The organism is Saccharothrix saharensis (assembly GCF_006716745.1).
GTDB lineage: Bacteria > Actinomycetota > Actinomycetes > Mycobacteriales > Pseudonocardiaceae > Actinosynnema > Actinosynnema saharense.
The window spans coordinates 6,368,959-6,386,417 of the sequence record NZ_VFPP01000001.1; the positions used below are offsets into that span (position 1 = coordinate 6,368,959).

Genomic DNA, 17,459 nt, shown 5'->3' on the forward strand with positions numbered 1-17,459 from the left:
GTCGGGTGCTGATCTTGTCGGTGGCATGTGCGTGAGCAGACGACAGGTGTTGATCGGATCGGCGGCCGTCGCGGTGGCGGGCGCGGCGTCGCCGGGGGTGGCGTTCGCGTCGGGGCGCAGCGGGGTGAGCCTGCGCTGGCTGGGCGTGGCCGGGTGGGAGCTGCTGGTCGACGGTCGGCGGGTGCTGGTCGACCCGTACCTGAGCCGGTTGCCGGTGTTCGACGAGGGCGGGCAGTTCATCCCGGACCACCCGTTGACGGTGCGGGAGGACCTGGTGGACCGGCACCTCGGCGAGAAGTCGGAACTCGTGCTGGCCACGCACGGGCACTACGACCACCTGCTGGAGGTCCCGTACGTGGTGGAGAAGCACGGGTCGCGGGTCATCGGCACGGAAACCCACCGGCACCTGCTGACGGCGCAGGGCGTGCCGGGTGACGCCGTGGTCGTGGCGTCCGGCGGCGAGCACCTCGACTTCCACGGCTTCACCGTCCAGGTGTTCCGCAGCCTGCACAGCCAGTTCGGCTCGTACGGCTACTTCGCGCCGGGCAGCCTGACCGCGCCGCCGCCCCGGCCGACCACCATCAGCGACCTCGTGGAAGGCGGCTCGCTGGCGTACATGGTGACCGCGCGGGGCTTCTCGGTGCTGTTCCTGTCGGGCACGGCCAACTACGTCGAGCGGGAGATCGCGGGCCTGCGGCCGGACGTCCTCGTGCTCGGCATGAGCGGCCACGCCAACGTCTTCGACTACACCGCGCGGGCGTTGCGGGCGACCCGGCCCGAACTGCTGATCCCGAGCCACCACGACGACATGGTGACCCAGTTGGACGACCCGGCCCTGCCGCCGCGCGGCAACCCCGCCGCGGCGGCCGAGCTGACCGCGACGGCACGGCGGATCGGCCTGGCGGCCCGCGTGCTCGACCCGGAGGTCCTGCGCTGGTACGACCTGTGAGCCGACCGGTGCTCAGAGCAGGCCGGCGCGGGCGGCGGTGAGGGCGGCGCGGGCGGCGCGTTCGGCGGTGGTGCGGTCGACCGGTTCGCCGGTGACGAAGACCCGGTAGTAGAGCGGGGCGCAGGTCAGGCGGATCAGCTCGACCGGGTCGGTGTGCGGTGGCAGTTCACCGCGGTCGATGGCGCGGGTGACGACCTTGGCCGCTTCGGTGTGGCGGGCGGCGTAGAAGGCGCGCTTCGCTTCCCGCGCGCGGGGTGACTGGAGGGCGGCGACGACGATCGCGACCGGCAGGGGGTGGCGGGCGGGGTCGGCGAAGGTGTCCGCGACCTCGGTGGCGATGGCGATCAGGTCGCCTTCGACGGTGCCGGTGTCGGGGACGGGCCACTCGGTCTCGCGGGTGTGGTCGAGCGCGTCGGCGATGAGCACGTCGACCGTGCCCCAGCGGCGGTAGACGGTGGTCTTGTGCACGCCGGCGCGTTCGGCGACCTGCTCCACCGTGAGGCCGGGGTAGCCGCGTTCGACCAGCTCGGTGTGCACGGCGTGGAGGACGGCTTCGCGGACGCGGGCCGAGCGACCGCCGGGTCGGGACGTCAAATGCAACTCCAGTTGCGTTAGTGGGCGAGATATGCCACTCTAACGCAACACAAGTCGCGTTAGGAGCCGTCCGCGTTGATCCCCGACCCCACCGTCCTCCACCCGCTGCCGCACGCCGACCGCGTCGTCCAGCTCAAGCCGTTGGTGACGTCGCCGACGATCGAGGTCGGCGAGTACACCTACTACGACGACCCGGAGCACGCGCTGGAGTTCGAGACGCGCAACGTGCTCTACGGGTACGGCGCGGAGAAGCTGGTGATCGGCAGGTTCTGCGCGCTGGCCACCGGCACGACGTTCATCATGGCCGGGGCGAACCACCTCACCACCGGCGTGTCCACGTTCCCGTTCACGATCTTCGGCGGCACGTGGGCCGAGCGGACGATGGACCTGATCACGAACATGGGGACGCGCGGCGACACGGTGGTCGGCAACGACGTCTGGTTCGGCTACAACTCGCTCGTCATGCCGGGCGTCACGATCGGCGACGGCGCGATCGTCGCCACCGGCGCGGTCGTGACGTCGGATGTGCCGCCGTACGCGGTGGTGGGCGGCAACCCCGCTCGGCCGGTGAAGCGGCGGTTCGGCGACGAGGACGTGGCCCGGCTGCTGCGCGCCAGGTGGTGGGACTGGCCGATCGACCTGATCACCGAGCACGTCCGCACCATCATGTCCGGCACCCCGGCCGAGATCGAGCACATCGCCCGCTCGAACCACCTCACCCCGTGAGTCGAACCCCCAGGTCCCGCGTGTCGAACGCTCAGGTCCCGCGTGTCGAACGCTCAGGACCCCCGAGTTCGACGTTCAGGTCCCCGCGCGGGGGTCGTGAACGTGGAATTCAAGGGTCCTGGAGGTTCGACACGCGGGGCCTGAAGGTTCGACACGCGGGGCCTGAAGGTTCGACACGCGGGTCCTGAAGGTTCGACACGCGGGTCCTGAAGGTTCGACACGCGGGAGAAGCCGATTGGTCTAGCGCCACGCCGGGCGGACGCGGGGGATCATGGTGGCGGGAGGTTCGCCATGGCCGAGGACTTCAACCGGTACTGCGACCTGACCATGCGGGGCGGCGCGGCCAGTGGCGTGGTCTACCCGTGGGCCGTGGTGGAGTTGGCCGAGCACTACCGGTTCCGGTCGTTGGGCGGGGCGTCGGCCGGTGCGATCGGGGCCGCGTTCACCGCCGCCGCGGAGAAGGGACGCGACCAGGGCGGCTTCCGCAAGCTCAAGGAGGTCGTCGACTGGTTCGCCGCGCCGGGGTGGCGGCTGGCGCAGCTCTTCCAGCCCGGCGAGCACACCCGCAAGCTCTACCGGATCGTGGCGGCCTCCATGCAGCGCCGCGACTCCACCGGCCGCAGCCCGCTCACCTGCCTGCTGTTCGCGCTCGTCAGCGCGATCGGGTGGCGCGCCAGGGTGTTCCTCGCGCTGGCACTGGCGTTGTGGCTCGTCGGCCCCACCCTGTGGTTCCGCGCCGTCGAATGGGGCTCGACGCCGACGTGGGTGCTCGTCGGCCTCGCGGTCGTCGTGCTGGTCGCCGTCCCCGGGATCGTGCTGAAGGTCCTGCCGAGGGGGCGGGACGCCTGGTTGCGCCGCGTCGGCACCGGACTGCTGGTGGTGGTCCCACTGATCCCCGTCGCCCTGAGCACGCGGTGGACGGCACCGGACCTGGCGAGCGCGGCCACGGCGGCGGTGTGGTGGCTGGTGCTCGGGTTCGCGTTGGTCAGCGCGGTCGCGGTCACGTACGGGCTGGGTGCCAAGCGGTTCCTCGACCGGATGGCCACCACCATCCACTTCGGACTCGTGCCCGGCACCGGCGGGTTCCGGCCGAACTTCTGGGACCGGCGCTGCGGCGTGCCCGCGTCGACGGGCGTGCCGCCGCTGAGCGACTGGGTCGCCGACGTGCTGGACGACCTGTCCGGCACGACCGACCTCACGTTCGGCGACCTGACCACCAACCTGGTCCTGATGACGACGGACCTGTCCGAGGGCCGCCCCTACCGCCTGCCGTTCACCGCACCGCGCGCCGAGTGGCTGTACTGCCGCACGTGCCTGCTCACCGTGCTGCCGCGGCGCACAGTGGACAAGCTCGGCCACGACGCCACCGCCCACCGCTGCCCGCTGCACCCCGACGAGACCGTGCACGTGCTGCCGGAGAACCTGCCGGTGGCGTTGGCCGTGCGGATGAGCATGCCGTTGCCGGGCCTGATCGCCGCGGTGCCGCTGGTGCGCGCCGAGCCGGAGCCGCGCGTGCACTGGTTCTCCGACGGCGGCATCACGAGCAACTTCCCGATCCACTTCTTCGACCACCTGCTGCCGCGCTGGCCGACGTTCGGGCTCAGCCTCCAGTCCTACCCGCCCGGCGACGACCGGGACGTGTGGCTGCCCGAGCAGGACGCGTCCACCGCCGGCACGCCGTGGCGCGGCATCGGCCTGGCGGGGCAGTTCGTCTCGGCGATCCTGAACACGATGCTGGACTGGCGCGACACCATGCAGTCGGCGCTGCCGGGTTACCGGGGCCGGATCGCGCACGTCCGCGTCGGCGCGTTGGAGGGCGGCACGAACCTGTTCATGCGCCCCGAGACGATCCTCGCCCTGGCCGAGCGCGGCGCCGAGGCCGGCCGCCTGCTGCGCACCCGGTTCACCGAGGACGACGCCACCAAGACCGACCGCTACCGCTGGATCCGGATGCGGCTGGCCATGCGGGAGTACCGGCAGCTGGCCGGGCAGTCCGACGAGCGCGCCGCCTTCTACCGCGACCTGACCGCCCGCTACCGGATCCCCGAGGACCTGCACGCCTGGTTCGCCACCCCGCCGACCGGCACGGACCCGCACGCGCGCGAGGTCGGCCTCACCCTCGACGCCCTGGGCGCGGTGCCCGACGGCCCGTTCGACGGCGAGCCGCCGATCGACCCGGACCTCCGCCTCACCCCGCCGGAGTGACCGCCGCGGTCAGATCCCGTCCAGGAACTCGTCCACCTCGGCCAGCGCGCGCCGACGCACCGGTTCGGCGGACAGGAACAGGTCGTGCATGCCGCCGTCCACCGGCACGATCCGCACCCGGCCGCCGATCTTCGGCCCCCAGACCCGCATGTGCTCGACGTCCAGCACGGTGTCCGCGGTCATCGCCTCGGGCGTCCACCGCTTCGCGTGCAGGTGGCTGCGGGCCGACCGCAGCAGCAGCACGGGCACCCGCACGTCCAGCCCGCGGTGCAGCCGGGCGTGCCCGCGGCGGACCGCGCGCAGCCACCCCGCGTGCACCGGGAACGCCTCGATCGGCTTCCACGTCGTGTCGAAGTCCCACTCGCCGTGGTGGTCGCGGTGGATGCTCTCGCCGTACACCGGGCCCAGGCCGGGCTTGAGCACCAGCTTCGGCGCGACCCGGCCGATGCCGCGGATCGCCGCCGTGCCGACCGTCCGCAGCAGCCACGGTTCGGCCAGGTCCAGCCACGGGCTGTTGAGCACCAACGCGTCCAGCACGTCGTCCGAGCGCCGCTCGTGCGCCCACAGGCTCGTGATCAGCCCACCGGTCGAGTGCCCCATCACGACGAGGTGCCGGTGGCCGTCCTCCTCCCGGATCACCCGCGCCGCGGCGTCGATCTCCTCGAAGTGCTCGGCCAGGTCGGTGACGAAGTTCGCCACCTGCCCCGGCCGCAGCGACCGCCCGTACGCGCGCAGGTCGAGGGCGTAGAAGTCGAAGCCACGGGCGGTGAAGTGCTCGGCGACGTGCCGCTGGAAGAAGTAGTCCGCGAACCCGTGCACGTACAGCACCGCGCCGCGCAGGGCCGGCTGCGCGCGCCGCCGGACCAGGGTGGCGGTGGCGTCGCCGCCGCCCAGGGGCAGCGCGCGGGTCTCGTAGTCGGTGCCGAGCACGTCTGCGTTCACCCGGTCAGTGTGCACGCCGATTCGCTCGATCGGGGACAGGCGAGGCTCGGGTCGTGGCACTGTGGGGGCATGAGCAGCGAGGAGATCGAGCGGTCGAGCGCGCGTGTGCGGTTCCCGGGCATCAGCCCGCGGGCGTACGAGCACCCGGTCGACCGGGGGGCGTTGGCGGTCTTGCGCGCGGTGCCGGGCATCGGCCCGGTGCTGCAGGCGGTGGCGGGCGCGTTCACCGAGCGCGGCGAGCGGTTGGGGTACCTGGCGTCGAGCATCCGGGTCGGCCCGAAGCAGTACCCGGAGCTGGACCGGCTCCGGTTGGAGGCGGCGGCGACGCTGGACATCGACCCGGTGCCGGAGCTGTTCGTCCGCCGCGACCCGGTGCCCAACGCGCTGACGCTGGGTATCGACAAGCCGTTCATCGTGCTCACGACGGGCTTGATCGAGCTGCTGGACGCGGAGGGCCTGCGGTTCGCCATCGGGCACGAGATGGGGCACGTGCTGTCCGGGCACGCGCTGTACCAGACGATCCTGCAGCGGCTGATGCAGTTGCAGCACGGCCTGGGCTGGATGCCGGGCGGCTACTGGGCGATCACCGCGATCATCGCGGCGCTGCGCGAGTGGTACCGCAAGACCGAGCTGTCCTGCGACCGGGCAGGGCTGCTGTGCGTGCAGGACCCGTCGGCGGCGCTGCGCGTGCACGTGGCCATGGCGGGCGGCATGGACCTCAGCCAGGTCGACACGGCCGAGTTCCTCAAGCAGGCCAAGGAGTACGAGCAGGTCGAGGACGTGCGCGACAGCGTGCTCAAGCTGATCCGCACGTGGCCGCTGACGCACCCGATGGCCGTGGTCCGCGCCGCGGAGCTGCAGAAGTGGGCGGCGGGCGAGGAGTACCGGGCCATCCTGACCGGCGCGTACGCCCGCCGCGAGGACGACCGGCCGACGAGCTCGTTCACCGAGGACATCAAGTCGGCGGCCCGGTCGTACAAGGAGTCCGCGGCCCAGTCCGAGGACCCGTTGATGAAGGTGTTCAACGAGGTCGGTGACGTGCTGGCGGGTGCGGCGGGCCGGGTGCGCGACAAGTTCACCGGGGCGGACTAGTCTGCTTGGCCCAGCGGGCTGCGCTGTTCTGGCTAACCTCCTCCTGACGCCTTTGATCAGGAGGAGGGGCCGATGCGGCTAGCCGGGTTGTTGATGACGTTGATGGTGGTCTTCGCGGGTACCGCCACGGCGGTGGACGTGCGCGTGGTGGGTGGTGAACGGGTGTCGATCGACGACCACCCGTGGGTGGTCTACGTGACCGACGCGAGCGGCAACCAGTTCTGCGGCGGCACGCTGGTCTCGCCGACCAAGGTGGTCACGGCCGCCCACTGCGCGGCCATGCGGACGCCGCGCAACACGCGGGTGGTGCTGGGGCGCGAGGACCGCCAGAGCTCCGCGGGCGTGGTCGCCCGGCTCACCGACATCTGGGTGCACCCGGACTACGTGAGCGCCGACCAGGGTTCGGACGTCGCCGTGCTGACGTTGCGCGACGCGGTGGGCTTCACGTCGCTGCCGCTGGCCCGGGCGACCGACGAGGAGCTGTACGAGCCGGGCACGAGCGGCCTGGTGCTGGGCTGGGGCCGGACCAGCGAGCAGGGCTCGTCGTCGCGGTACCTGATGGGCGCGACGGTGCCGGTGATGGACGACGGGCACTGCGAGAACGCCTACCCCCAGTTCGACCCGGACGAGATGACCTGCGCCGGTTACCCCGAGGGCGGTGTGGACACCTGTCAGGGCGACTCGGGCGGTCCGTACGTGGCCGGCGGGAGGCTGATCGGCATCACCTCATGGGGTGAGGGGTGCGCCCGTGAGGGCAAGCCCGGCGTCTACAGCGAGGTCAAGCGGTACGCCGAGGACATCGAGGCGCAGCTGCGGATCTGACCGGGCGGCGTGCGGGCCCCCGGGTCGCGGGGGTCCGCACGCCGGCTCGTGGTCGGCCTACAGCACGAGCCCGACCGACATGGTGAGGAACACCGCCGCGCACACCGCGTCCAGCGCCGTGGTCACGCCGGGCCGCCGCAGCGATCCGGCGACGCGCGCGGCGGCCACCACGATGGTCAGCTCCCACAGCGCGGCCAGGCCGAGGAACACCGCGGCGAGCATCCCGAGCTGGAACGCCGGGTCGCCCGCGCCGATGAACTGCGGCAGGAACGCCAGCGAGAACAGCAGCATCTTGGGGTTGGTGATGTTGGTCAGGAACCCCTGCCGGAACGGTCGGGGCGCGGCGGCCACCGCCACCTCGCCGTCCGCGCGCCGCAGCAACCCGCGGGTGATCGTCACGGCCAGGTAGAGCAGGTACGCCGCGCCGATCCAGCGCAGCCCGGTCAGCACGGCGGGGTAGCGGGCGATCACCACGCCCAGGCCGGAGATGACCAGCGCGACCTGGACGAAGGCCGCGGTGTGGATGCCCGCGAGCGCGAGCAGCCCGGCGCGGGTGCCGGACCGCATCGAGGTGCGCAGCAGCAGGAAGGCGTCCACGCCCGGGGTCAGCACGACCACCGCGCAGGCGAGCAGGAACGCGGGCAGCTGGGTGAAGTCCAAGTGCATGGAAACCTCCCTCATGTTCCGGACAGACCTTCGTGATCTGCCTCACTGGCCGTTGAATCTTCGGCGCTACAGCACTCTAACAACAGATTTTCCGGATCTCATACCCCGCTGTCGCAGTCTGCGGCAGTCCGCTACCGTCGGTGCCCGTTCGACCACATGTCGTAGAGGGGTGGTCCATGCGCATCAGCGCGCCGATCTTCGCCGTCCTCGTGCTGGTCCTGTCCGCGTTGCCCGCCGACGCGGTCGTGGGCGGCCGGGAAGCGCCGTCCACGCCGTGGGCGGTCGCGCTGTACGACGGCGGCACGTTCTTCTGCGGGGGAGCGCTGGTCGCGCCGGACAAGGTCGTCACGGCCGCCCACTGCACGCTGTCCCGCAGCGCGCTCGGCACCCGTGACCGACGCCCGGCGGACCTGACCGTCGTCGCCGGCCGCGCGGACCTCGACACGGCGGAAGGCCGGGCGGTGAAGGTCGCCGCGCTGTGGCGGCACCCGGCGTTCACCGCGGTGTCCCGGGGCGACGACGTGGCCACCCTCACCCTCGCCACCGCGCTGCCGTACCGGCCGATCCGCGTCGCGGCCGCCACGTCGGGGCTGGCCCGGGTCCACGGCTGGGGCCGGACCGGCGAGCTGGACGCGCCGAGCCGGCGGCTGCGGGAGGTGGACGTGCCGATCCGGTCGGACGCCGAGTGCTCCGCCGACGTGCCCGACTACCGGCCGGACGGCATGCTGTGCGCGGGCTACCCGGAGGGCGGCAAGGACGCCTGCGAGGGCGACTCGGGCGGACCGCTCACGGTGGCGGGCGAGCTGGTCGGCGTCGTGTCCTACGGTCGCGGCTGCGCCCGGCCCGGCCAGCCGGGCGTCTACACGCGGCTGAGCCGGTACGCCGACCGAATCTGAGACTGTGGTACCACAGTGGGGTGCGCTCACACCCGTACCCGGCGACCTTGCGCCGGCAGTGGTCGGCCGACCTGACGCCCGACCAGCTCTACGCCGTGCTCAAGCTGCGCTCCGACGTGTTCGTGGTGGAGCAGAACTGCGTCTACCCGGAGCTGGACGGGCGTGACCTGGAGCCGGGCACCCGGCACTTCTGGCTGGAGGCCGACGACTCACCCGGCCCGCAGGCCTACCTGAGGCTGCTGGAGGAGCCCGGCGGCACGTTCCGCATCGGCCGGGTCTGCACGGCCCGCGCCGCCCGGGGCCGCGGGTACAGCCGCCGGTTGGTGGAGGCGGCGCTCGCCGAGGTGGGGCCGGTGGCGTGCGTGCTGGACGCGCAGACCTACGTGGCGGACTTCTACGCGTCGTTCGGGTTCGAGCCGCAGGGCGCGGAGTTCATCGAGGACGGGATACCGCACCTGCGGATGCGCCGGTCTCCGTGATCACCCGCACGGCCCGCTCGACGTCGCCCTCGGACAGGTCGGCGCGGGCGGTGAGGCGCAGCCGGGAGATCCGGTCGGGCACCGACGGTGGCCGGAAGCAGCCGACGACCACGCCCTGCGCCCGGCACGCCTCGGCCCAGTCGAACGCCGCCTCGGGCGACGGCGCCTGCACGGACACGACGGCCGCGGTGGGCGAGCTGACCCGCAGCCCCTTCTCCTTCAGCCGGAACGCCAGGTCCTGGGCGACGTCGAGGGCCCGCGCCGGCCGGTCCGGCTCCTCGCGCAGCACCTTCAGCGCGGCCAGCGCCGCCGCCGCGCTGGCCGGCGCGAGCCCGGTGTCGAAGATGAACGTGCGCGCGGTGTCCACCAGGTGCTTGATCACCCGGCTCGGCCCGAGCACCGCGCCGCCCTGGGCGCCCAGCGACTTCGACAGCGTCACGGTGGTCACCACGTCGGGCGCCTTGGCCAGCCCGGCCGCGTGCACCGCGCCGCGCCCGCCCTCGCCGATCACGCCGAGGCCGTGCGCGTCGTCCACTACCAGTGCCGCGTCGTGCTCGCGGCAGGCGGCGGCCAGCTCGGCCAGCGGCGCGAGGTCGCCGTCCACGGAGAACACCGAGTCGGTCACCACGAGCGCCCGCCGCTTGCCGCGGGTGGCCAGGGCGTGGGTGACCTGGCCGACGTCGCAGTGCCCGGCGACCACGACGTCCGCCTTGGACAGCCGGGTGCCGTCGATCAGGGACGCGTGGATGTGCTGGTCGGCCACGATCGCCGTGCCGGGACCGGACAACGCGGTCAGCGCGCCCAGGTTCGCCGCGTAGCCGGAGGAGAACACCAGCGCGGACTGCGCGCCGCAGAAGTTCGCGAGTTCGTACTCCAGCTCGGTGTGCAGCTCGGTGGAGCCGGTGACCAGCCGCGACCCGGTGGAGCCCGCGCCCCAGCGCAGCGAGGCCGCGGCGGCGGCGCCCGTCACCCGCTTGTCGCGGGCCAGGCCGAGGTAGTCGTTCGACGCCAGGTCGAGGTCGGTCGAGTCGGCCGGTCGGGGTCGGACCCGGCGGGCCAGGCCCGCCTTCGCGCGGGCTTCGGCACGCGTGTCGATCCAGTCGAACACCGAGTCACCTGTGCGCACACTCACGCCGGCAGTGTCGCATCCGGCGGCTACCGTGCCGGCGTGGACCTCTTCCAGCCGGAGCCTGCCGACCTGCGCTCGTTGCGGGAGGACGCGCCGGTCCACCGCGACGAGCGCACCGGAATGTGGCTGGTCAGCCGCTACGACGACGTGCGCGCGGTGCTGGCCGATCCGCGCCGCTTCCACCCGGACAACGCGTTGACCGCGGTGGTGCCGATCCCGCGGCCGGTGCTGCGGGTGCTGGCCCGCGCCGGGTTCTCGCTGCCGCCGACGCTGGCCAACAACGGCACCGCGACGCACGCCGACCTGCGGCGGCTGGTGGCCCGGTTCCTCACCCCGGCGCGGGTGGCGGCGGTGGGGCCGCGGATCGCCGAGCTGGCGGCGGAGCGGCTGGACCGGCTGAGCGGGCGGGTCGACCTGCACCCGGCGCTGGCCCGCGACCTGCCCGCGACCGTGCTGCTGGAGGTCATGGGCATCCGGGACGTGGACGTCGACGCGCTCAAGGCGTGGAGCACGGCGTCGTTGGAGCTGTTCTGGGGTGACGTCACGCCGGAGCGGCAGCACGAGCTGGCGCGGCCCGCCGCCGCGTTCCACCAGTGGCTGACGGCCCGGATCAAGGCCGCCGACCCGGGCGGCGACGACCTGTTCGCGGCGTTGCGCGCGCAGGACGTGCCGATCCGGGACGCGGCGGGGCTGTGCTACTTCCTGCTCATCGCGGGGCAGGAGACGACGACGCAACTGCTGTGCGCGGCGTTCCACGCGGTGCTGCGCGAGGACGGGCTGTGGTCGCGGCTGGGCGAGCCGGGCGTGGCCGCCGGGTGCGTCGAGGAGGTGCTGCGGCGGGACCCGCCGGTGAGCACGTGGCGGCGGGTCGCCGCCGAGCCGGTCACGCTCTCCGGGGTGGCGGTCCCGGCGGGCGCGCCGCTGCTGCTGATGCTGGCGGGCAGCGGCTCGGACCCGGCCGTGTTCGCCGAGCCCGAGCGGTTCTGCCCGGCCCGGCCGCACGCCCGCAGGCACCTGGCGTTCGGCTTCGGCCGGCACTTCTGCCTCGGCGCGGGGCTGGCCCGGTTGGAGGCGGAGGTGGTGCTGCGGGAGACCGCGCGGCGGTTCCCGCGCCTGCGCCTGGCCTCGGCGGACCGGCCGCCGATGCTGGGGCTGCTGTCGTTCCGCGCGCCGGTGAGCGTGGTGGTCGAGCTAGGGGACCAGGACGACCTTGCCGGTGGTGGCGCGGCCTTCCAGCAGTTCGTGGGCGCGGGCGGCGTCGGCCAGCGGTAGCGCCTCGCCCAGCACCGGGCGCAGCCCGGACGTGAACGCCCGCCGCACGTTGGCCGGGGTGATGGGGATGCCGAACCCGACCAGCGCGACGCCCTTGCGGAACACGTCGGCCGCCGTCACGTCCAGCGGCTCGCCGCTCGCGAAGCCGAACACGGCCATCCGGCCGACGCCGTCCCGCAACAGCTCGAACGACTGCCGGCCGGCCGCGCCGCCGACCGAGGAGAACGCCACGTCGACCGGCTCGACCAGGGCCGGCCAGTCCGGCTCGCCGTAGTCGACCACCTCGTGCGCGCCCAGGTCCCGGGCCAGCGCCAGCTTCCGCTCACCCCGTGCGGCGGCCACGACGGTCGCGCCCGCCCGTGCCGCGACCTGCACGAGCAGGCTGCCGACACCACCGGCCGCCGCCTCGACCAGCGCCCGTTCGCCCGCGGCGAGCCGGACCGCGTCCACCGCCGCGATGGCCGTCGCGCCCTGGAGGTACAGCGCCAGCGCCTCGTGGTCGGACAGGTCGTCGGGCACCTCGACGGCGTCCTCGGGCAGCACGGCCAGCTCCGCGTAGCCCTCGCCCAGGGCGAACCCGATCAGCCGCCTGCCGTCCTCGGTCACGCCGACCACCTCGCCGCCGAGCGCGCCGGGCGCCAGGTCGTACCAGGGCACGACCTCCGTGGCCTTGCCCGACCGGATGAGCGTCTCGCCGTAGTTCACGCCGATCGCCGTGACGCGGACCAGCACCTGGCCCGGGCCCGGGACCGGCTCGGGCACCTCCTCGACGCCGAGCACGTCCGCCGGACCGAACCCGTGGAACCGCACCGCTCGCACAACGCCTCCCGTGAGCTCAAGCGGACCGCCGGTCCGCTTCATGTCCGCTACGATACGGACCGCCGGTCCACTTTTGTCAAGCTCCGGGAGGACGGCGATGCGGAAGGACGCCGAGCGCAACCGCGCCGCGATCCTGGCCACCGCCGCGCGCCTGATCGCCGACCACGGCCCCGACGGGTTCTCCATGGAGGACGTGGCCGCCGCCGCGGGGGTGGGCAAGGGCACGGTGTTCCGCCGGTTCGGCGACCGCGACGGGCTCGTGCGGGCCGTCGTGGACGAGACGTCGCAGACCTGGCGTGCCGAGTCCGCGGCGCTGCTGGAAGCGTCGGACGTCCCGGCGCAGGAAAGGGTGATCACGTTCGTGGCCACCCTGTTTGACCACGTGCTGGCCGCGCTGCCCCTGGTGACCGCGCTGGAACGGGTGTCCTCGCGCAGCATCGCCTGCGACTCGGGCTCCGACCTCACCCACCAGCGCCTGGTCGCCTTGATCGCCCAGGTGAGGCCGGGTGCGGACGCCGAGTACCTGGCCCACGCCCTGCTGGCCCAGCTCCGCGCCGACGTGCTGCGCCACCTGGTCCACGAGTGCGGCCTGGGCGTGCCCCGCGTGCGCGCCGGCGTGCTGTCGCTCGCGCGGGACGTGCTGACCGCCGGGTGGGCGGCCACGCCGCCGGTGTGATCGTCCTCGCCCGCCCGGAGCTTGGACCTGCCGGCTCGAGGTGCGACGATGCCCAGGCTGCAGAGGGGTGCGCGAGGAAGCCGGTGCGAATCCGGCACGGTCCCGCCACTGTGACCGGACCGAGGAGCCGGGAGTCAGGAACTCGACCCCCGACTCATCGACCGGACACGGGCGTGGACACCCGAGGAAGGACACCGCCGCATGGGCGCGCGTTTCCCCTTTTCCGCTGTCGTCGGCCACGACGACCTCCGCACGGCCCTGCTGCTCAACGCCGTGCACCCCGGTATCGGCGGGGTGCTCGTGCGAGGGGAGAAGGGCACCGCGAAGTCGACCGTGGTCCGCGCGCTCGCCGCGCTGCTCCCCGCGTTGGACGTGGTGCCCGGCTGCCGGTTCGGCTGCGACCCGGCCGTGCCGACCGACTGCCCGGACGGGCCGCACGGCGACGTCGCCGAACGCCGCCCCGCGCGCCTGGTCGAGCTGCCGGTCGGCGCGACGGAGGACCGGCTGATCGGCTCGCTCGACCTGGAACGCGCCTTGACCGAGGGGGTGCGCGCCTACCAGCCGGGTCTGCTGGCCGCCGCCCACCGGGGCGTGCTGTACGTGGACGAGGTGAACCTCCTGCACGACCACCTCGTGGACCTGCTGCTCGACGCCGCCGCCATGGGCCGCGCGCACGTCGAGCGCGAAGGCGTATCCGTCTCGCACGCCGCGTCGTTCCTCCTGGTGGGCACCATGAACCCGGAGGAGGGCGAGTTGCGGCCACAGCTGCTGGACCGCTTCGGCCTCACGGTCGCGGTGCGCGCGTCGCGGGACGTGCCGACGCGGACCGAGGTCGTGCGGCGGCGGTTGGCCTACGAAGCGGACCCCGAGGGGTTCGCCGCCCGGTGGGCCGAGGCGGACCGGGAGCTGGCCCGGCGGATCGTGGCCGCGCGCGAGCGGCTCGCGGACGTCGTGCTGCCGGACGCCGAGCTGCGCCGCATCGCCGCGATCTGCGCCGCGTTCGAGGTGGACGGGATGCGCGCGGACCTCGTGGTGGCCCGCACGGCGACCGCGCACGCCGCCTGGCGCGGAGCCGTCGAGGTGGCCGAGGAGGACGTGGAGGCGGCCGTGCGGCTGGCGTTGCCGCACCGCAAGCGCCGCGACCCGTTCGACGAGCCCGGCCTGGAGGAGGAGCAGCTGGACGACGCCCTCCGCCAGGGCGCCGAAGCCGCGCAGGACGGCGAGCCCGAGGGCCCGGACGACGACGGCGGCGGCTCGTCGCTGCCCGACGAGCCATCGGAGTCCACTCCGGACGATTCCGGTGCGGGTGCCGGCGGCGGTGCGGCCGAGCGCCCGCCCGCGCCGGCCCCCGCCCCCGCCCCCGCGTTCCGCGCCCGGTTGTTGCAGGTGCCGGGGGTCGGCGAAGGCGCGCCGGGCAAGCGCTCCCGGGCCCGTGCCCGCACCGGGCGGGTGGTCCGACCGTCCACTGCGGATGGATCGGGGCTGCACCTCGTCGGCACGCTCGCCGCCGCGGCGCCGCACCAGGCCGCCCGGGGGCGCAGCGGTCCCGGCCTGCGGTTGCGCGGCGAGGACCTGCGGCTCTCCGTGCGGGAGGGCAAGGAGGGCAACCTCGTGCTGTTCGTGGTCGACGCGTCCGGCTCGATGGCCGCCCGGCAGCGGATGTCCGCGGTCAGCGGCGCCGTGGTCTCCCTGCTCCGCGACGCCTACCAGCGGCGGGACAAGGTCGGCGTGGTCACGTTCCGCGGCCGTGAGGCGCAGGTCGCCCTGCCGCCGACGAACTCGGTGGACGCCGCGGCGGCCCGGCTGCGCTCCCTGCGCACCGGCGGCCGCACGCCGCTGGCCGACGGCCTGCTGCGCGCCCACCGGGTGCTGGCCGCCGAACGGGTCCGCGACCCGCGCCGCCGACCGCTGCTCGTACTGCTCACCGACGGCCGCGCCACGGCCGCCGGCACGGGCGGCGACCCCCTGCGCGACGCGCTGCGGGCCGCCGGCCTGCTGGCCGCCGACCGGGTGGCGTCGGTCGTGGTCGACTGCGAGCACGGCCCGGTCCGGCTCGGCCTGGCCGCACGGGTCGCGGGCGCGCTGGACGCGGCGTGCGTGCGCCTTGAGGAACTGTCCGCAGACCAGGTGGCCGGCGTCGTGCGCGCGGCCCGAGCCGCGTAGGAGCGCCGAGATGCCCCAAGGTCGACCTTCCGTCGTCCCCGACGACGGCCTGAGCACCCGCCAGCGCCGCAACCGGCCGCTGGTCGTGCTGCACACCGGCGAGATGAAGGGCAAGTCCACCGCCGCGTTCGGCCTCGCGCTGCGCGGCTGGAACCAGGGCTGGTCCATCGGCGTCTTCCAGTTCGTGAAGTCGGCCAAGTGGAAGGTCGGCGAGGAGTCGGCGTTCCGCGCGCTCGGCCGGCTGCACGAGCAGACCGGCGAAGGCGGACCGGTCGAGTGGCACAAGATGGGCGAGGGCTGGTCCTGGACCCGCAAGCAGGGCACCGAGGACGACCACGCCGCCGCCGCCCGCGAGGGCTGGCAGGAGATCCGCCGCCGGCTGGCCGCCGGGCGGCACGGCCTGTACGTGCTCGACGAGTTCACCTACCCGATGCACTGGGGCTGGATCGACGTGGACGAGGTGGTCGAGGCGCTGACCGGCCGGCCCGGGCACCAGCACGTCGTCATCACCGGCCGGTACGCGCCCGACAAGCTCGTCGACGCCGCCGACCTGGTCGTGGAGATGACCAAGGTCAAGCACCCCATGGACGCGGGCCAGAAGGGGCAGAAGGGGATCGAGTGGTGAACCGGCTGGTGGTCGCCGCACCCGCCTCGGGCAGCGGCAAGACCACCGTGGCCACCGGCCTGATGGCGGCGCTGCGGCGCGCGGGCGACCGGGTCGCGCCGTTCAAGGTCGGCCCGGACTACATCGACCCCGGCTACCACTCGGTGGCCACCGGCCGACCGGGCCGCAACCTCGACCCGGTCATGGTCGGCGAGCACCGGGTGGCGTCGCTGTTCGCGCACGGCGCCCGCGGCTGCGACCTGGCCGTGGTGGAAGGCGTGATGGGCCTGTTCGACGGGCGGGTGGACACCGAGGGCGTCGGGTCCACCGCGCACGTCGCCAAGCTGCTGTCCGCGCCCGTGCTGTTCGTGGTCGACGCGCGGGGTCAGAGCCGCAGCCTCGCCGCCCTGCTGCACGGCTTCCGGGGCTACGACCCGACCGTGCGGCTCGGCGGCGTGGTGCTCAACCAGGTCGGCTCCGCGCGGCACGAGCACGTGCTGCGCGGCGCGTGCGCCGAGGTCGGCCTGGAAGTGCTCGGCGTGCTGCCGCGCGACGACCGGTTCGCCCTGCCGTCCCGGCACCTCGGCCTGGTCACCGCCGCCGAGCACGGACCGGCCGCCACCGCCGCCGTGTCCGCCATCGCCGACGCCGTCGCACGCCACGTCGACCTGGACGCCGTGCGCCGCCTCGCCGCCGAGGCGCCCGCGATGGCCGTGCCCACGTGGGACCCGCGCGCCGAGGTCGAACCGGTCGCCGGCACGCCCACGATCGCGGTCGCGGGCGGCGCGGCGTTCACGTTCGGCTACGCCGAGCAGGTCGAGTTGCTCGCCGCGGCGGGCGCGGACGTCGTCGTGGTCGACCCGCTGCGCGACGAGACCCTGCCCGACGGCACGGCGGGACTCGTGCTGCCCGGCGGGTTTCCCGAGCAGCACGCCGCCGAGCTGTCCGCCAACGAGGGGCTGCGCGCCGCCGTCGCCGCACTGGCCCGCGGCGGCGGGCCCGTGCACGCCGAGTGCGGCGGCCTGCTGTACCTGGCGAACTCCCTCGACGGCGCGCCCATGTGCGGCGTGATCGACGCCGAAGGCGCGATGACACCCCGGCTCACCCTCGGCTACCGCGACGCCGTCGCGCCGCAGGACTCGGTGCTGGCCCGCGCGGGCTCCCGGATCACCGGGCACGAGTTCCACCGCACCGCGCTGAGCGTGCCGCACGGCGTGAAACCGGCCTGGCGGTGGCGCGGCCACGACCTGCGCCCGGTGGCCGAGGGATTCGTCCTCGGCCGGGTGCACGCGTCGTACCTGCACACGCACCCGGCGTCCGCGCCGGAGGCCGTGACGCGGTTCGTCCGGGCCTGCGCGAGCGAGTCCGTGCGCTCCGAGGCCACTCGTTAGTGGATCGCGCTCGCGCGGTACGGTCCTTGCCCAC

Annotated in this window: 17 protein-coding genes and 1 riboswitch; of the genes, 12 read left to right on the forward strand and 5 right to left on the reverse strand. The window is 74.0% G+C overall.

Annotated elements, in window-relative coordinates:
* Positions 1-31: 31 nt before the first annotated feature.
* On the forward strand, positions 32-949 hold the full coding sequence (locus FHX81_RS28955) for an MBL fold metallo-hydrolase (protein ID WP_170232208.1): 918 nt from the start codon (positions 32-34) through the stop codon (positions 947-949).
* Between the two features lie 12 nt (positions 950-961).
* Here the strand turns inward: FHX81_RS28955 and FHX81_RS28960 are convergent, their stop codons facing one another.
* On the reverse strand, positions 962-1,543 hold the full coding sequence (locus FHX81_RS28960) for a TetR/AcrR family transcriptional regulator (RefSeq protein WP_141981196.1): 582 nt from the start codon (positions 1,541-1,543) through the stop codon (positions 962-964).
* A 75-nt stretch (positions 1,544-1,618) separates the two neighbouring features.
* Here FHX81_RS28960 and FHX81_RS28965 point away from each other — a divergent pair, with 75 nt between their 5' ends.
* Complete coding sequence (locus FHX81_RS28965) at positions 1,619-2,269, forward strand: CatB-related O-acetyltransferase (RefSeq protein WP_141981198.1); 651 nt, start codon at positions 1,619-1,621, stop codon at positions 2,267-2,269.
* A gap of 291 nt (positions 2,270-2,560) precedes the next feature.
* Complete coding sequence (locus FHX81_RS28970; RefSeq protein ID WP_141981200.1) at positions 2,561-4,474, forward strand: patatin-like phospholipase domain-containing protein; 1,914 nt, start codon at positions 2,561-2,563, stop codon at positions 4,472-4,474.
* Positions 4,475-4,483: 9 nt separating this feature from the next.
* Here the strand turns inward: FHX81_RS28970 and FHX81_RS28975 are convergent, their stop codons facing one another.
* Positions 4,484-5,416, reverse strand: coding sequence for an alpha/beta hydrolase (locus FHX81_RS28975; RefSeq protein ID WP_141981202.1), 933 nt, complete (start codon positions 5,414-5,416; stop codon positions 4,484-4,486).
* Between the two features lie 69 nt (positions 5,417-5,485).
* Between FHX81_RS28975 and FHX81_RS28980 the strand changes: the two genes are divergently transcribed.
* A complete protein-coding gene (locus FHX81_RS28980) occupies positions 5,486-6,508 on the forward strand; it encodes a M48 family metallopeptidase (RefSeq protein WP_141981203.1) in 1,023 nt (340 codons plus the stop codon).
* A gap of 72 nt (positions 6,509-6,580) precedes the next feature.
* Positions 6,581-7,330, forward strand: coding sequence for a S1 family peptidase (locus FHX81_RS28985; protein WP_141981205.1), 750 nt, complete (start codon positions 6,581-6,583; stop codon positions 7,328-7,330).
* 57 nt (positions 7,331-7,387) lie between these two features.
* Here the strand turns inward: FHX81_RS28985 and FHX81_RS28990 are convergent, their stop codons facing one another.
* On the reverse strand, positions 7,388-7,996 hold the full coding sequence (locus FHX81_RS28990) for a LysE family translocator (RefSeq protein WP_141981207.1): 609 nt from the start codon (positions 7,994-7,996) through the stop codon (positions 7,388-7,390).
* 176 nt (positions 7,997-8,172) lie between these two features.
* Here FHX81_RS28990 and FHX81_RS28995 point away from each other — a divergent pair, with 176 nt between their 5' ends.
* Both FHX81_RS28995 and FHX81_RS29000 read left to right on the forward strand, forming a co-directional pair.
* On the forward strand, positions 8,173-8,892 hold the full coding sequence (locus tag FHX81_RS28995) for a serine protease (RefSeq protein ID WP_141981209.1): 720 nt from the start codon (positions 8,173-8,175) through the stop codon (positions 8,890-8,892).
* A gap of 20 nt (positions 8,893-8,912) precedes the next feature.
* Positions 8,913-9,371, forward strand: coding sequence for a GNAT family N-acetyltransferase (locus FHX81_RS29000; RefSeq protein ID WP_141981211.1), 459 nt, complete (start codon positions 8,913-8,915; stop codon positions 9,369-9,371).
* Here FHX81_RS29000 and FHX81_RS29005 read toward each other — a convergent pair.
* On the reverse strand, positions 9,325-10,503 hold the full coding sequence (locus FHX81_RS29005) for an 8-amino-7-oxononanoate synthase (protein ID WP_170232209.1): 1,179 nt from the start codon (positions 10,501-10,503) through the stop codon (positions 9,325-9,327). The two genes, FHX81_RS29000 and FHX81_RS29005, sit on opposite strands and share 47 nt — an antisense overlap.
* A 36-nt stretch (positions 10,504-10,539) precedes the next feature.
* Here FHX81_RS29005 and FHX81_RS29010 point away from each other — a divergent pair, with 36 nt between their 5' ends.
* Positions 10,540-11,772, forward strand: a complete 1,233-nt coding sequence (locus FHX81_RS29010) for a cytochrome P450 (protein ID WP_211363591.1) — start codon at positions 10,540-10,542, stop codon at positions 11,770-11,772.
* On the opposite strand, the gene FHX81_RS29015 is transcribed toward FHX81_RS29010, so the two are convergent.
* Positions 11,692-12,591, reverse strand: coding sequence for a quinone oxidoreductase family protein (locus tag FHX81_RS29015; RefSeq protein WP_211363592.1), 900 nt, complete (start codon positions 12,589-12,591; stop codon positions 11,692-11,694). The genes FHX81_RS29010 and FHX81_RS29015 overlap by 81 nt on opposite strands.
* A gap of 97 nt (positions 12,592-12,688) precedes the next feature.
* Between FHX81_RS29015 and FHX81_RS29020 the strand changes: the two genes are divergently transcribed.
* From FHX81_RS29020 to FHX81_RS29035, 4 genes are all read left to right on the forward strand, one after another.
* Complete coding sequence (locus FHX81_RS29020; protein ID WP_170232210.1) at positions 12,689-13,267, forward strand: TetR/AcrR family transcriptional regulator; 579 nt, start codon at positions 12,689-12,691, stop codon at positions 13,265-13,267.
* 73 nt (positions 13,268-13,340) lie between these two features.
* Positions 13,341-13,411, forward strand: a riboswitch (cobalamin riboswitch).
* Positions 13,412-13,468: 57 nt separating this feature from the next.
* Positions 13,469-15,430 carry a putative cobaltochelatase gene (locus FHX81_RS29025; protein WP_141981217.1) on the forward strand — a complete coding sequence of 654 codons (1,962 nt, stop codon included), beginning with the start codon at positions 13,469-13,471 and terminating at the stop codon, positions 15,428-15,430.
* Positions 15,431-15,440: 10 nt separating this feature from the next.
* Entirely contained in the window at positions 15,441-16,055 is a 615-nt protein-coding gene (cobO, locus tag FHX81_RS29030) for a cob(I)yrinic acid a,c-diamide adenosyltransferase (RefSeq protein WP_141981219.1), read from the forward strand.
* Complete coding sequence (locus FHX81_RS29035; RefSeq protein WP_141981221.1) at positions 16,052-17,425, forward strand: cobyrinic acid a,c-diamide synthase CobB; 1,374 nt, start codon at positions 16,052-16,054, stop codon at positions 17,423-17,425. Before cobO ends, FHX81_RS29035 begins: the two co-directional genes overlap by 4 nt.
* Positions 17,426-17,459 lie beyond the last annotated feature (34 nt).

What these genes read in the sequence shown, in the direction of transcription:
- FHX81_RS28970 (WP_141981200.1), top strand. Translation starts at nt 2,561, where the DNA reads ATGGCCGAGGACTTCAACCGGTACTGCGACCTGACCATGCGGGGCGGC.
- FHX81_RS28980 (WP_141981203.1), top strand. Translation starts at nt 5,486, where the DNA reads ATGAGCAGCGAGGAGATCGAGCGGTCGAGCGCGCGTGTGCGGTTCCCG.
- FHX81_RS28985 (WP_141981205.1), top strand. Translation starts at nt 6,581, where the DNA reads ATGCGGCTAGCCGGGTTGTTGATGACGTTGATGGTGGTCTTCGCGGGT.
- FHX81_RS28990 (WP_141981207.1), bottom strand. Translation starts at nt 7,996, where the DNA reads ATGCACTTGGACTTCACCCAGCTGCCCGCGTTCCTGCTCGCCTGCGCG.
- FHX81_RS28995 (WP_141981209.1), top strand. Translation starts at nt 8,173, where the DNA reads ATGCGCATCAGCGCGCCGATCTTCGCCGTCCTCGTGCTGGTCCTGTCC.
- FHX81_RS29020 (WP_170232210.1), top strand. Translation starts at nt 12,689, where the DNA reads ATGCGGAAGGACGCCGAGCGCAACCGCGCCGCGATCCTGGCCACCGCC.
- FHX81_RS29025 (WP_141981217.1), top strand. Translation starts at nt 13,469, where the DNA reads ATGGGCGCGCGTTTCCCCTTTTCCGCTGTCGTCGGCCACGACGACCTC.
- cobO (WP_141981219.1), top strand. Translation starts at nt 15,441, where the DNA reads ATGCCCCAAGGTCGACCTTCCGTCGTCCCCGACGACGGCCTGAGCACC.